The following is a 15,003-nucleotide window of genomic DNA, read 5'->3' as shown; positions in this document are numbered from 1 at the left end:
TTGATCCAAGCCAAGGCTTATCTCAAACTTTCGCGTTCATTCTGCAAGCAGAATGTTTACTCACTCGTTGTTCAGTTTTCAAAGATCAAACTTATTTCGTTACCGAATGCCGTTCTCTTCAGCAACTCTTATATGATATCATGTCCGAACCAACTTTGCAAGCTCTTTTTTTCAAGTTTCTTTCGAAGCTTATTTCATTCGCTTGCCGCACCGTGTATCTCGTGTTTTTTTGGCCGGAAATAGAATATACCATGTACAGTTATGGAACGCAAGTCTTTTTTCGATAAATATTAAATTCTTATAAAATGAGTACCCTGTAGACCTTTTAACAAGTATCTCCTTATAACCGACTAAATGATACATCTGCGCACTAACTTTAATGATCGGAGTAATTAACTCACATACGCAAAAAGGTTTTTCATATGATTCCTAATCCAATTTATAGAGAAATCAAGTTGTATACAGTACAGACTCATCGCGTTATAGAACTTATTAACCGATGATTTCATTGGATAAACAACCAACAGATCATAGATCATTATATTCATTCCTTCTATATAGAAGGAAAACATTTTTGAGATTCATTTTGCTCAAGAAAGGAAAACAAAAAAAGCGAAAGCTCCGGGTTTAAATCCCGTGGCTTCCGCTTCTTTCATATATAAGGTATCAAACTTATCTCCGTATTCTTCATTAAACCAAATGTACGCTTACTCCCCGCCAATAAATACGTATCGGCAAACTACAATGAGCGCCAAGATCCACATAAGCCAATGAATTTTCACTTTACGCTCTGTAACCAAGTTACTGAACACCGCCAGAATCACATAAGATACGATACCTGCGGAGATCCCGTTTGCGATTCCACCTGTGAAAGGCATCAATACAATGGTAAGGAATGCAGGGAAAGCTTGCAGGAAATCATCCCACTCAATGCTGCGCACTTGACTCATCATAAGCACACCCACGATGATCAATGCCGGAGCCGTCGCAGCGGATGGAACAACCAGCGCAAGCGGTGCGATAAACAGGGCCAAAATGAACAACAAACCTGTCGTTACCGAAGTCAGTCCTGTACGTCCACCTGCCTCAACACCTGAAGCACTTTCAACGTATGCCGTAATGGTACTTGTACCTAGTGCAGCACCTGCGCTGACACCAACTGCATCGACGAGCATCGCTTTACCGATCGTTTTCTCGCCTTTTTTCTTATCCTTCATAATCCCCATACGCGTTGCAGTACCTACCATCGTACCAAACGTGTCGAACAATTCAACGAAGGTAAAGATGAAGATGATCTCGAACAATCCGAGACTGATGGCACCTTTCAAATCCAGCTGTCCAACCGCCAGATCACTGAAATTAGGCAACCAGCTTGCGCCTGAAAGACCACTCAGATTCGTAACGCCCATCGGAATACCAATCAGCGTTGTTGCTACGATCCCGATCAGCAGAGCGCCTTTGACGCGCATAACCATCAGTATAGCAATAAGGAGCAAACCAATCAGGGCCAGCAATGCATCGTGATGTGTTATAAAGTTACCCAATGACAGATTAAAACTGCTACCTGGAATCGGCTGACTCAGATCTGCGTCTGGTGCAACATTAACTGTTACAGCCACGAGATTAGCAAGTTTGAAACCAATAATGGTAATAAAGAGACCGATACCCACCGTAATGGCCATTTTGATTGACTGCGGAACTGCAACAAGCAGCATTTGACGAATCTTCGTCACGGTCAAAATAATGAACACGATACCGGAAAGGAATACCGCTCCGAGAGCTGCTTGCCAAGTAATCGCTCCATTCGAACTTAGAACGACAGTCATGAAGTACGCATTCAGCCCCATACCTGGTGCAAGTGCGATCGGAATATTCACGAACAATCCCATAATAATAGTCATTAATCCGGCGCCGACGGCTGTTGCAAAAAATACTGCATTATCCGACATCCCCGCACCGGCTTGTCCCAAGAACAACGTATTTACAAAAAGAATGTAAGCCATTGTCATAAACGTAGTGAGACCCGCAACAATCTCCGTTCTAACGTTTGTTCCGTTTTCTTTTAATTTAAAGAAACGATCCATAATTACTAACTCCCCCTTAGAGATGTTGAAGCCATATTGAAAAACGACAAATGACCCTGATGAAGATTCTTCACCCAGGGTTCAGCTGACAAGGAGTGGCATGATGCCTTTACTAAGAACAAAAAAAATTCTAATGTGCGTGATGTCCCCGCAATCATGTAGAATTCATGTGCTTAGCCTTCTCCTCTTCGTAGCCAGATCATTAGGGTGATCTCGTAGAGACTCCCGGGCCAATCCCCAGGATTATACGAATAAGTATGCGCTATTTGTTTGTTTCCCATCACTATTTTAGGAGGGCAGTATGTTTTTGTCAATGAGAAAAACGAATATTAATATCACCCTTATATAATATCGTTCGTATTATTTAACAGATTGAACCAGTTCAGCGGTTTACAACCCAATTGAATACGCTTTTTTCAGTGAAATCGCAATGGAATATGTCCATTCTGTCAGACTGAAAGTTCCGCAGGATAACATAAAAAAGCTAGCCTGATCAAAGGGCGAGTAGCACTCTAATCAGGCTAGCTTATGTTTCTGATGCGTTTTAGCAATCAGATGAATGATGATCTAGGAATAACGATGTCTCGTATTCCGAAGGCATATACTCATTAGGTATATGGAGCAATTTGCGACATGTTCCGGAGCATTTTTTTGCCGTATCAGTCCTATGTTAATTATATCTCTGTCTGAGGAGCATCCTGTATCTCTTGTTGTTCCTGATTTGTGTTTGTTGTTGAGTCAGAGGATAACTCCTGGTTGCTGGTCTGATCGGAAGAAGCATCCGCTGCCTCTAAATTCACAAATGGAAAGTCCCCCGAACCGGAAGCCAGATCTTGCATACCTGAACCGCATCCTGCCAGCATCACCATCAGAAACGCACTTCCAATGCCCATCTTCCATTTGCTCATATAGTCGGTTTTACGCATACATTCAATTCTCCCTTCAGTAGCCATATAGCTCTTAGTATGTACTTATTGTACTGGCCCGACCTGAAAAGATCATGAAGTGAACTTTAAAATGGAATGAAATTCGAAATTCCAAGCAAGTATCAGGTAGAGACTCATTATTTGGATCTAATGAAACTGACTACCTCTACAAACTTAACTATTATTATAAAATTACCGATATAAAACATGAAAAATCACGTATTATGGAGGTTATGAGATGTATTTTGGAAAAAAATTAATTATGGGAATGTTGTCTTTCCTATTGATAGCGGGATGTCTGGCTGGCGCTGTCGTAGCAAAGGATTCAAAAGTCAATGGGTTTTCAATTGATGTAACAAGCGATTCAACCCTAATACCTGGTCAGGGTATATCGGTGAACGTCGGAATTCTCAACACTGGCGCCCCTCATGAAAATGGAGACGTCCAATCAGCGACTATCGTTTTAAGCTATGATGAGAATATCTTTACAACGGATGAAGATGAAGTACTACGGTTTGACGAAACACTTGGAAAATACATATGGAGAGACGATGCCTTTATCATTCCTACCGACTATTTTGAATCCAAGGATTACACGATCCAAAATCCAGAACCCGCAGATCTTGACCCTAATGACGGTAAACAAGAAATTATTATTTCGATTTCAGCCAAAAATGGTAAATCAATTAGTTCTTCCTCCGGCGAAGCATTTATATCTTTTCATCTAAAAACTAAAGAAGACAGTTTGAATAAACAAACGTCTATTGAAGTTTTACCGGCTATGACTCTCTTGGTAAATCACACTGGAGAATCAATTCAGAATTATAACACAACACCAGCAAATATTTTCGTTTCTATGCCAAAGAACATTTTCGTTGTTGCGGGGACAATGCGACCTGAATTTCTACCCTTCATTTTCAGTTTAAATGATGGCAACGAACTGAATGCACTTGCATACTTTGAAAATGGGGATGCTGTCTATGTAACGGATATGGTCACATGGCATTCAACAAACACAGAAGTATTAAAGCCCCATGGAAACGGTAATGTACAAGCTGTAGGCTTAGGAACTGCCTCAATAAAGGTCTCATTCGGTTCTATAACTGGTGAGAAAATGATTAAAGTTGTAACACCTGCCACTGCCGCCATATTGAATGCAGAGCCTGAGCCATATGCTACCGTAGTTAGATCAGACTCCAAGCCAATAGAAGTTCAAGTTATTATAAATGGCAAACTAATCTCAGATTCAGGCCGCATCGTTAATGGGTCCGTATACATTCCTTTACGTGCTATCAGCGAATCCTTCGGTGTTGTCGTAGGCTATGATTCCTCCAAGAAGTTACCAGTGCTCTATGGCAGTCCCCTGACACAGTCCAGAAATATCTCAGGAATTTCATATGTTAAAGCAAAGGATATCCCGTCTCTACTTGGCGCAAACATTAAATGGAGCAACGCAACTAAGAAATTATATATAGAGTATCCTTCCAAACCTTAATAATCAACAATAGCTTGAGCACAAAAAATACTCTTCTCTATTTGCTTAAATTCACAGATAGAGAAGAGTATTTTAATTATACATTCAAGTTTATACTGCGTTCTATTCCCACTCGATCGTTGCAGGTGGTTTGGATGTTACGTCATACACGATACGGTTTACGTTATCAACTTCGTTAACGATCCGTACGGAGATTTTCTCCAGCACATCCCAAGGGATACGTGCCCAGTCAGCTGTCATACCGTCGATGGACGTTACGGCACGAATACCTACAGTGTAGGAATACGTACGCGCATCACCCATAACACCAACACTCTTCATGTTCGGCAGGGCTGTGAAGTACTGCCAGATTTCGCGGTCGAGACCGGCTTTGGCAATCTCTTCACGCAGAATGTAGTCTGAATCACGAACAATTTTAAGTTTCTCTTCGGTAACCTCACCAAGAACACGGATCGCAAGACCTGGGCCAGGGAACGGTTGACGGTGTACAATTTCGTCCGGCAAGCCACACTCGGTACCTACTTTACGTACTTCATCCTTGAACAAAGTGCTCAGTGGCTCGATCAGTTTGAAGTTCATGTCTTCAGGCAGACCGCCCACGTTGTGGTGGGATTTGATGGTCTGTGCAGTCGCTGTACCACTTTCTACGATGTCCGTATACAGTGTACCTTGCGCCAGGAATGCAAAATCATCGAACTGCTTGGACTCTTCATCAAATACGTAAATAAACTCGTTACCGATGATTTTACGTTTTTGTTCTGGATCATCCACGCCAGCCAGCTTGGACATAAAGCGCTCCTGAGCATCAATTTTGACAACTTTCATGTCGAATTTGCCGACAAATGTCTCCATTACACTTTCTGCTTCGCCTTTACGCAACAGACCGTGGTCGATAAACATACATGTCAGTTGATCACCAATTGCTTTGTGAAGCAATGCAGCTACAACGGAAGAATCTACACCGCCGCTAAGTGCACACAGTACTTTACTGTCGCCCACTTTTTCACGAATGTCTTTGATGGTGTCATCAATGAATGTCTCCATCGTCCAGTTGCCTTCGCAACCACAGATTTCGAACAGGAAGTTACGAATCATGTCGTTACCGCGAACAGAGTGACGTACCTCAGGGTGGAACTGAACAGCATACAATTTGCGCTCATCGTTACTCATGGCAGCGATTGGCGCACTTTCCGTGCCTGCATCCAGTTTGAAACCTGGAGGAAGTGTAACCACGTGGTCACCGTGACTCATCCATACCGTATGTTCGCCTTCAATGCCTTTTGCCAGTGTAGATCCAGCGGCAAACTCAAGATCCGCTTTACCATACTCACGCTTCTCGGAACGTTCTACTTTACCTTCGAGCTGTTGGGCCATAAGCTGCATTCCGTAGCAGATACCGAAGATTGGCAAGCCCAGGTCATAGACACCCGGGTCCACGTGTGGAGCATTCTCAGCGTATACGCTGGAAGGCCCACCTGAAAATACGATTCCTTTTGGTGCCATTTCTGCGATCTTTTCCGCCGGTGTGTTATACGGCAAAAGCTCGCTGTATACGCCAAGATCCCGGATTCTTCTGGCGATTAACTGGTTGTATTGGCCCCCAAAGTCAAGGACAACCACAATCTCATTCTGCTTATTCATAACCGTGCCTCCCTCAATTCAATGAAACTAATTATACGCAACGACAAAACATACCGTCAAGGAAAGGCGAAACTCCTTTTTTCGACATATCAAAACAGGATTACCAATTGCCTCTAAATATGAATTTTCGAATAGAAAAGCTTGGCAGCAAGATGCTGGTTCAAGTGTATGATCGTGGAAAGACGCCTCGTTCGCAACGCAGCGCGAAAGGCGTCTTATGTATGGCATGCAGCGATGAACCAAACGCTGCATTTAAATAACAATGCGCCAGCCAATGGCGATCTTCATCTGCCCACAAGTGGCCAAGCTCTATTGGAAAGCGATAGCGATTGTATAGCAGCAGCTTCGCATCTTTGGTGTAACGTTGTAACATCCTTGTGTTACAACGCCTGCAACCGCCGGGCCAGACGAAGTGCCCGGCGCAGGAAGTCCAGACTGTCCGCGCGCAGCGGACGGTCTGGCCCGTACAGCAGCCGTTCCCAGTCGGCTGCAAACCGCGCGATGTCCGCGCCGTCCGCGCCTGCGGCCAAAGCCGGTGACGCTGCATATTCACGCAGCGTCATACCCGGCGGCCGCGGGCCGTACCGGCGCGCGAGCGCGGCCCAGACCGGAGCGGCGGCGCCCAGCAGCCGCTCGCGGTCCGGGAAGCTGCTGCGTGGCCACGCCAGCAGCAGCCTTATCCGCAGCGCGGGGCGTAGCCGCCGCATGCGGGCCAGAGCAGCGGCGCCCAGCAGGGCCGCTGCCACAAGGGCTGCCGCGAGCCATGGCTCCGCGGCAATGGCCCGTGCGCGGGCGAGCAACCATGCGCCCGCGTAACCCAATCCGCCGTTCGTATTCGGCGGAGTCTCCGCAACAGGCTGCGCCCCGGCGAGCGCTGCGACACCTTCGCCCACGCCTTGCGCCATGGTGAAGCCTGGTGTGGCCTCTATCGGCATCCAGCCTGCACCCGGAAAATACACCTCTACCCAGGAATGTGCATCTCCCTGTGAAATCACATACTGACTGGGCACATCCGGGTCAGCAACTCCGGGACCAAAGCCTTTAACCCAGCGTGCGGGGATACCTTCCGAACGAAGTAACACAATCATAGCTGTGGAGAAATGATTGCAATACCCCTGCCGGGTGACGAATAAAAAATCGTCCACAAAATCGGTTCCACGCGGTGGCATACGGGTATCCAACGTATACTCGGCATGAGCAGCCAGATAAGTCTTTACAGCTTGCACAGCGTCATACCGGGTCTCACTGCCTTGAATGATTTCCTTGGCAAGCGTCTGCACTCGATCAGGGAGTGGTGTAGGTAATTGCAGATAGTCCCTCCGAATGGATGCCGGATCTTTCCCTTTATTCGTTTCCTCAAGAAGACGTAACTGTTCAGGGGATGCGACAGGAACCATGACGTCTGCCGAATAATTTTTAACCATCTTATCGTCCCCTGAGCTCGCGAGCCACAATGTTGCCGAATCGCGATTAGACAGCAAAGAAAACATGTTTTCCTGATTATCCTTGTTCTTATCCTGGAACGATACGTTGACCGGTATGCCCCCGGTAAAGAGTGGATTTGGTCCTTTCCACTCTCGCTGCATCGTAACGGTTTGGCGAATGCGACTCCAATAGGTTGGATTCTCCCAACCATCAGCACGCAGCATTCCGGATGGACTTGCCGTTTCGAAGCTTTGACCCGGGTCACTCCAAGTACTACCGTTATAATATGAACGGGTCTCCCCTCGCCAATACGTTACTTTCGGACTCTTCGCTATAAAAAAGATGGAATTCCCCTGCACCAACGGTGCTCCCATAGGCGCATCCGCTGTGCTATATCCCGTGACTGCCGTTGCAGCAGGGATACTACTGTGCTGTGTATAACCTGCCCAGCGAGCTAGGCGTTCACCCATCTGCTCCAAAGATATGCGTTCCGGTTGAGGAATGGAAGCAAACTGGCCAGGTAACGCGGAGAGAAGCACCATACCTGCGGAAGCAACGATAGTTACGGCACTCCAACGGCCATAGGGGCTGCCACGATAACTTGGAGTAGTGACTCCTCCATTGAGACGTAGTAGCTGAAGCAGAGCCTGAATAAGAAAAGTCCATAGGACAGAACGTATTACGGAAGCATACACATCCAGCCCCGCAAAGGATTCAAGCAAAAGCAAATAGAGCAGCGTTGCACTGCCAAACAGCATAACGCTTCGACGTAACAATACAAGGGATTGCACAGAAGCCATGAGCATGCTCCAGCCGCACATCATGAACAACCCTCTCGTTTCTGTACTAATCGAGTGAAATCGCCAGTTATTTATAAAAGTGTCCATATCCGCTGAAAATATTCCCGGATAAGCGACTGCCCAACGGACAGGATCATCTCCTCCGTACATCAGACATAAAGCAGCGAGTGCAATGAATAATCGGATCAGTACTCCAGTGATCCATCCTGTACGAATCAATCCCACGAGCAGCAATGCTCCCGTTAATCCCGCCATTACGGACAAGAACCTTTCACTGCCCTGCTGATCTGATGATGTTACCGGATATATCCACTCCAGAGACAGTATAAGTAAAATGGCCGAAATAAAAATTTTATACAGGACAGGTACGATAACATATCCCTCATCCTTTATGTCTGTCACAGAATGCTGGTTCACAGCTTTATTACCATTACGCTCCCACATCCGTTACCTCCACCTTTCCCAATGAAGATAACGCAACGTCTGTAACCGCGTGGATCAGCACCCCGCTGTGACGAAGCCGCTCCAAACTTAAGCTGTCATATCCCACTCCATTCATCCATCTATCCGTTGATTCCAAATGGTTCTGGTTCGCTTCAGTTAATTGCACCTCTACACGATAACCCGACCCGATTGCAGTGGTGATCCATTCGGCCAGAACCGGATCCATCTTACCTGTGAGAACCACAATTCGCGACCCGCTTGCCAGTCCATTCAACATCTCCGTTCGGAGGGAAACAGACACTGATTGAGCTTTGGATATTCGTGCCCCCGCTAGCTTGTCCAGTCCATGATTCTCATCATCTGCATGGAAAGGCCCATGTTGCCATTGATACTGTGCATCATAGCTCTTATCGCCACCTTCCATCCACAGATGATAAGGAATGTCATCCCGCTCAGCGGTATGAATCCAGCGGGCAGCTGCAAGAACCACTCGTTCAAAAGCCGGTGCATCCAAGTTCTCCCGCTGTTTCACGTCATACCCCGACGCGCCTTCATACACAAGGATGCCGAGCGAAGCCAGATCCGCAGTATCGGGCAGAAAGGTCTGAAGTTTTCCCGTTTTGGCTGTACTTTTCCAATGGACACGTCCCAGTGGGTCACCCTGCTGATATTCACGGAACTCAGGACTACGGTTACCCTGGCTATTTCTTCGCTCTGACAGAGTCCCTTCGATCATCGCTGTGAATTCTGCCGAATCCCCCTTCCCCCAAGCCGTTGCTTGAGGAACAACAATCAGGGGTGTACCTCCTGCGGTCTCTGCGGAGAGGGTATTCCAGCCAAACATATCCCCCCAATACAATCTGCCCGTATCCCATCTGTAAACTCCTCTGCGTAACCCAGAACATTCATATTGATAGGAAAATTGTCGCCGTGTTCCCGGGAAAATCAATTTGCGATGAACACCTGCAGGTGTGTTCTCACACAGAACGATCCATAACAATGGAATACGGCAATTGAATTCCAGCTCCACCAGAGCCCGTACTTGCTCGCCTGCCTCAATCCGATTCGCGTGTATTTTCCGACGGATATGAATACGCCGGGGTCCGAACCAATGGAGAAGCAGACCTCCTGTGAACATCAAGAAAGCTATAACAGATAGAAACAACGCCGCTTTGCCCCCATGCCACTGATACAAGGAAGCAAAAGCCACCACCAAGACAGCACTCACAATCCGTTGTCCCAGCGCAGTCATTGCCTCCGTCCCCTTCCCTGTGATGCCATCTGTACAGGTACCGGGACCGATGACAATGCTTCTTCAATGACTTGTACTTGCCCCCAAACCTCCGCTCTGTTCTGTGCCTTCAATTGAATACGGTGGGAAAGGACAGGCACAGCTACCTCTTTCACATCATCCGGAATGACATAACTGCGTCCTTGAAGATAGGCATATGACTGCGCCGCAGCCATCCAGGCCAGTGTTCCACGCGGACTGATGCCCAATCTGACCGCCGGAAGGCTGCGAGAGGCTACAGCAACGGCCACCAGATACTGTTTGACGACCGGATCAACATGTACCTGTTTGACTTCACGCTGCATCGCTACGACCTCTTCAGCAAGCAGGACAGGGCGAAGTTCATCAATCGCTTCTCTACCTTGCATCCGGGTTAACAATTCCAATTCCTGTTCCGGATCGGGATACCCCAGTCCAATTCTCATGATAAATCGATCCAGCTGTGCTTCAGGCAGACGATACGTACCCTCGAACTGTAACGGATTCTGTGTCGCCAGCAGAAAGAACGGACGTGGCAAGGCATAGGTTGTGCCATCAACCGTAATACGCCGTTCCTCCATTGCCTCCAGCAGGGCAGACTGAGTGCGTGGTGAAGCGCGATTTATTTCATCAGCCAGGACAACGTTGGACATGACGGGTCCGGGCCGAAACTTGAATTCAGCTTTATGTGGATGATAGATTGACGTCCCCGTAACATCTGCCGGCATGACATCGGACGTGAATTGAATCCGGCCCATGGAGCAGTCCAGTGCAGAAGCAACGGCACGAACCAGCATCGTTTTCCCGGTACCCGGCACATCTTCCAGAAGTACATGACCTCCACTGAGCATTGCAGTGAGGACATAACGAATCTCTTGTTTTTTGCCAATAATCACACTCTCAACACGCTTCATGACCCTGTTTAACAATTCAACAGCATGTTCATGTTCCATTCTTATATAAGACATTTCTCTAATCTCCTTCCGTTCATCCACATTCCTGAACCATAGTAATCTATGATTCAGTGTTGCCCGGAAGTAGAGAGAATAGTCCTGCAGGAATGACTTTCTTTAGATCATTTTATACTTAAATATGCTGTTCATTGCCGAAATGGATCTGGAAGTGCCTGCCTTTACCGTCCACTCTGCTTCATTACTGGTTAAGGAATTCACCCTCAACCCCATCTGCTCCAGTAACTCACGTAACGGAACCCAGATGGTTCCACCCTGACTCTGTACTGCTCCCGTTTCAATTGTCCCTGTTGTTGTCAGTGTTCCGCTCACGCTGTCTGCATGAATCGTTCTTTCCTTCCATACTGCTATGGCTGTCCTTGTTTCAGAGTCCCAGCGAGTGCTGCCCCCGAATTTTTTCATGAACGTACGCAAAGGCACCATGATTCGCTGCCCCTCCATGCGGAACTCGCCCGGTTGCAAGGTGGCTGCGGCCAATCCCACCTCTACCTTCAGCTTCTTGCTTGCAAGCCATAATGTTGCGTTCGCTTCTACATGCTCTGCGATCCAGGCCTTTCCCGGCGCCTTGCGGGCCTTATACTTACCATCTGGATGAACACGGAATTGAACTGGTTGATCTGTACTCTTTATGGTGTCAAAACGATATCCATGATCACGATAATATTTGATAATACCCGGAAGTGCTTTTACCGTTTCAGCATGTGCACCACCGTCATGCATCAGGACAATGACCGAACGTGCTCCCGCAGGTACTTTGGTCGAATTGCGGAGGATCTCTTTGGCCGGAACACCTTTACGTTTGGAATCCCCACTATCGACGTTCCAGTCCATGACGGTGTATCCACCCAAATGCAGCAAATCAAAATAACTCTGGTCAAAATGCCCGTAGGTACCGCCTGGTGCTCGCACCAGATTCGGACGGAAACCGGTTATACGCTCCAGCACTTCCTCTGTCTGCTTGATCTGTTTCCAGAACACTTTAAAATCACTGTACAGCTGTTCGTATTGATGATTAAATGTATGATTGCCCAAAGCATGTCCATCCTCCACAAGCCCCCGGATTAACTCCGGATAACGCTCTGCCTGCTCACCCAGCACAAAAAATGTAGCCAAAACCTTCTCCTTGCGCAAAATATTCAACACTTCACGGGTATGGTTACCCGGTCCGTCGTCAAAACTCAGATAGACTACCTTGTCTTGGGTTTTCTTTTCTGCCGAGATCGGATCATCTGAGCCGGAAGCAGAAGACGCGTAAGCTACGCCTGCATAGGCAGCGAATGCACATAACAAGATCGCCACTCGTACGAGAATGACAGACCATTGTTTAGATAAAAACATATGTATGGATGTTACGGGGACTTCCCCTTTTTCCCTGATTCTGAATTCCGGTCTCTGTACCATTTACGAATCGACCTCCACCGTCTCTAGTAATTTGCTGATAGACTTCAGCAGATTTGTTAGAATTATATGGAGACTACATGAAAAAAAGACGTGATTTTGTTTAATATTTTTTCACAATTTGCTATCTAGCCTGATTGATTCTTCGCTTCAGATTAGGTAGCATAATGAACAGGCAGAACACATTAAAACACCTTGGAGAGTATTCATGCTCCCACCCCGTATTCAGGAGAGTGAAATCTATTGGAATTGCTTGAGAAGATCCAACATCTGTTTGGGTCCTACGGATACAGCGTATTGTTTTTTGGCTTGTTGCTTGAATTCATCGCACTTCCCTTTCCTGGTGAAACAACGATGGCTTACGCAGGGTTTCTCTCCTACAAGGGGCATCTCGACTTCGGAATCCTCACCATACTGGCTTTTCTGGGAACAACGATTGGCATGACAATCACTTATTTTATTGGAGCCAAAGCAGGACTGCCCTTTATAACACGATACGGAAAATGGTTTCTGCTGAAGCAGGACAAGCTCGATAAAACGCAAAAGTGGTTCGCCAAGTATGGTAATGCCTTAATCTTCATCGGTTATTTCATTCCGGGTGTAAGGCATTTCACCGGATATTTTGCGGGCATAGCCGCTGTTCCCTTTCGCAAATTCGCTCTCTACGCCTATTCAGGTGCACTGTTCTGGGTTGTACTGTTTCTGGGCATTGGCAAAATATTTGGCCCCCAGTGGAATGCCGTATTCCATCTGGCTCATCAATATGCAGCATATATTGTGGGAGGAATCGGCCTATTGCTCATCGCAGCCGTGCTCTATCGTTACCGCAAAGCATGGACAGCAAGATCCGCCGTATCCAAGCCAGCCCCTGTTCGACAAAGACAAAAGTAAATTCAGACAAACGTCCATCTAAAATAAGCAAGGAGTTGCGATTAATCGCGGCTCCTTTTTTTTGTGATAATCCGAATTCATCCAGGTCATACTAACTTGAAAATATAGGGTGTATAGGGAGGTGAAGGCATGCGTGAATCGTCGCTGGAAAGCCAAGATCAGAGGCAAATCTCTCCGGATCTAAGCGAAAATATGGAATACTGCAAGCAAGTGATGGGGAACAGCAACGACTTGATGATGCGCCCTCTCCAGTGTCTACATAAATGGCCTGCCGTCATGTTATACATCGATGGATTGGTGGATGTTCAGATTCTGAATCACTCCATCATGGAATCATTATTGCAAAAGCGTGATCTCCCTGAATTCTCTGCAGACGATGAACATCTCAGCTACCTCCAGAATGATATCTTGATCGCCAGTGATGTATTGATGGTCGATGATATGGATGAAGTAATGAATGCACTTCTTTCGGGATCAGCTATCTTACTGCTTGAAGGATCTGAACGAGGATTGAAGATTGGTGCAGCAGGCTGGGAAGATCGATCCGTTGGAGAACCTGTCTCCCAAACCGTCGTTCGGGGACCTATGGAAGGCTTCAACGAAAACCTGCGTACCAACACATCATTGATCCGCAAACGAATCCGTAATCCTCATCTTTGGATCGAAGAAAGAGAAATAGGTCGGGTTACCAAAACCCGAGTTGCTGTGCTCTATCTGGAACATATCGTGGATCAGGAGATTGTAAAAGAACTGCGCCGAAGACTCGATGAGATCGATATCGACAGTATCCTTGAGAGTGGATATATCGAGGAACTTGTACAAGACGAAACCAGAACGTTATTCCCCACGGTTTACAATAGTGAACGTCCAGATACGGTTTGTGCTGCTTTGCTGGAGGGTAGAGTAGCCATCATCGTGGACGGTACGCCTTTTGTACTGCTGGTTCCCGCCTTATTCGTGCATTTCTTCCAATCGCCGGAGGATTACTATCAACGGGCCGACATCAGCACATTGATTCGCTTGATTCGTTATCTGTCCTTTTTTATCGCTTTACTAGCTCCATCCTTCTATATTGCCATTACCACCTTTCACCAGGAAATGTTGCCCACCAATATGCTCATTAGTCTGGCGGCTCAACGTGAGGGCGTTCCCTTTCCCGCATTCATTGAAGCCATACTGATGGAACTGACCTATGAAATTTTGCGAGAAGCAGGTATACGTATTCCGAAAACGGTCGGTCAGGCCGTTTCCATTGTCGGAACACTGGTGATTGGCCAAGCAGCCGTAGATGCAGGAGTTGTCTCCGCCGCAATGGTTATTATCGTTTCCATAACCGCCATATCCAGTTATGTCATTCCAGAGAATGGACTTTCTATCTCTGTCCGAATTTTGCGATTTGTATTGATGATACTCGCGGCAGCTTTTGGTTTCTACGGTATTCTAATTGTTCTGCTCATTACGGTTACACACCTGTGCAGCTTGCGTTCTTTTGGCGTACCGTATATGTCCCCTTTTGCACCTCTAATTCAGAAAGATCTGAAAGACACGCTGTTTCGTGTACCCTGGTCCCATATGAAAACACGTCCATTCTCTACGGGTACCCCGAACAAAATCCGACAAACCAGCAAAAAAATGAAGCGTTAATTCGGTAAGGAGAA

Annotated in this window: 10 protein-coding genes and 1 riboswitch; of the genes, 3 read left to right on the top strand and 7 right to left on the bottom strand. The window is 46.8% G+C overall.

Going from position 1 to position 15,003, the window contains the following annotated elements:
• Positions 1–707 precede the first annotated feature (707 nt).
• Together AC6CIF_RS28050 and AC6CIF_RS28045 are read right to left on the bottom strand one after the other, a co-directional pair.
• Complete coding sequence (locus AC6CIF_RS28050; RefSeq protein ID WP_076320372.1) at positions 708–2,084, bottom strand: NCS2 family permease; 1,377 nt, start codon at positions 2,082–2,084, stop codon at positions 708–710.
• A gap of 171 nt (positions 2,085–2,255) precedes the next feature.
• Positions 2,256–2,355: riboswitch (purine riboswitch) on the bottom strand.
• Between the two features lie 403 nt (positions 2,356–2,758).
• The gene (locus tag AC6CIF_RS28045) at positions 2,759–3,010 is read right to left on the bottom strand and encodes a hypothetical protein (protein ID WP_101315082.1); all 252 of its coding nucleotides are present in this window, start codon (positions 3,008–3,010) and stop codon (positions 2,759–2,761) included.
• A gap of 238 nt (positions 3,011–3,248) precedes the next feature.
• On the opposite strand from AC6CIF_RS28045, the gene AC6CIF_RS28040 reads away from it, so the two are divergent.
• Positions 3,249–4,505 (top strand): stalk domain-containing protein, encoded by a 1,257-nt coding sequence (locus AC6CIF_RS28040; protein WP_076217189.1) that lies wholly within the window; start codon positions 3,249–3,251, stop codon positions 4,503–4,505.
• Positions 4,506–4,607: 102 nt separating this feature from the next.
• Here the strand turns inward: AC6CIF_RS28040 and guaA are convergent, their stop codons facing one another.
• From guaA to AC6CIF_RS28015, 5 genes are all read right to left on the bottom strand, one after another.
• Positions 4,608–6,146: a glutamine-hydrolyzing GMP synthase gene (guaA, locus tag AC6CIF_RS28035; RefSeq protein ID WP_091039079.1), complete on the bottom strand. Its 1,539-nt coding sequence runs from the start codon at positions 6,144–6,146 to the stop codon at positions 4,608–4,610.
• Between the two features lie 380 nt (positions 6,147–6,526).
• Positions 6,527–8,815, bottom strand: a complete 2,289-nt coding sequence (locus tag AC6CIF_RS28030) for a transglutaminase-like domain-containing protein (protein ID WP_498202370.1) — start codon at positions 8,813–8,815, stop codon at positions 6,527–6,529.
• A complete protein-coding gene (locus AC6CIF_RS28025; protein ID WP_498202369.1) occupies positions 8,802–10,067 on the bottom strand; it encodes a DUF58 domain-containing protein in 1,266 nt (421 codons plus the stop codon). Before AC6CIF_RS28025 ends, AC6CIF_RS28030 begins: the two co-directional genes overlap by 14 nt.
• Positions 10,064–11,053 (bottom strand): AAA family ATPase, encoded by a 990-nt coding sequence (locus AC6CIF_RS28020; protein ID WP_498202368.1) that lies wholly within the window; start codon positions 11,051–11,053, stop codon positions 10,064–10,066. Before AC6CIF_RS28020 ends, AC6CIF_RS28025 begins: the two co-directional genes overlap by 4 nt.
• A gap of 102 nt (positions 11,054–11,155) precedes the next feature.
• Positions 11,156–12,457, bottom strand: coding sequence for a polysaccharide deacetylase family protein (locus tag AC6CIF_RS28015; protein WP_498202366.1), 1,302 nt, complete (start codon positions 12,455–12,457; stop codon positions 11,156–11,158).
• A 240-nt stretch (positions 12,458–12,697) separates the two neighbouring features.
• On the opposite strand from AC6CIF_RS28015, the gene AC6CIF_RS28010 reads away from it, so the two are divergent.
• Both AC6CIF_RS28010 and AC6CIF_RS28005 read left to right on the top strand, forming a co-directional pair.
• On the top strand, positions 12,698–13,345 hold the full coding sequence (locus AC6CIF_RS28010) for a DedA family protein (RefSeq protein ID WP_498202365.1): 648 nt from the start codon (positions 12,698–12,700) through the stop codon (positions 13,343–13,345).
• Positions 13,346–13,474: 129 nt separating this feature from the next.
• Positions 13,475–14,989, top strand: a complete 1,515-nt coding sequence (locus tag AC6CIF_RS28005; protein ID WP_498202364.1) for a spore germination protein — start codon at positions 13,475–13,477, stop codon at positions 14,987–14,989.
• The last annotated feature ends 14 nt before the right edge of the window (positions 14,990–15,003 follow it).

This window comes from Paenibacillus sp. GQ49 (assembly GCF_059759055.1).
This window is presented reverse-complemented; position numbering and strand designations above follow the sequence as displayed.

What these genes read in the sequence shown, in the direction of transcription:
- guaA (WP_091039079.1), bottom strand. Translation starts at nt 6,146, where the DNA reads ATGAATAAGCAGAATGAGATTGTGGTTGTCCTTGACTTTGGGGGCCAA.
- AC6CIF_RS28005 (WP_498202364.1), top strand. Translation starts at nt 13,475, where the DNA reads ATGCGTGAATCGTCGCTGGAAAGCCAAGATCAGAGGCAAATCTCTCCG.
- AC6CIF_RS28020 (WP_498202368.1), bottom strand. Translation starts at nt 11,053, where the DNA reads ATGTCTTATATAAGAATGGAACATGAACATGCTGTTGAATTGTTAAAC.
- AC6CIF_RS28045 (WP_101315082.1), bottom strand. Translation starts at nt 3,010, where the DNA reads ATGCGTAAAACCGACTATATGAGCAAATGGAAGATGGGCATTGGAAGT.
- AC6CIF_RS28040 (WP_076217189.1), top strand. Translation starts at nt 3,249, where the DNA reads ATGTATTTTGGAAAAAAATTAATTATGGGAATGTTGTCTTTCCTATTG.
- AC6CIF_RS28025 (WP_498202369.1), bottom strand. Translation starts at nt 10,067, where the DNA reads ATGACTGCGCTGGGACAACGGATTGTGAGTGCTGTCTTGGTGGTGGCT.
- AC6CIF_RS28030 (WP_498202370.1), bottom strand. Translation starts at nt 8,815, where the DNA reads ATGTGGGAGCGTAATGGTAATAAAGCTGTGAACCAGCATTCTGTGACA.
- AC6CIF_RS28050 (WP_076320372.1), bottom strand. Translation starts at nt 2,084, where the DNA reads ATGGATCGTTTCTTTAAATTAAAAGAAAACGGAACAAACGTTAGAACG.
- AC6CIF_RS28015 (WP_498202366.1), bottom strand. Translation starts at nt 12,457, where the DNA reads ATGGTACAGAGACCGGAATTCAGAATCAGGGAAAAAGGGGAAGTCCCC.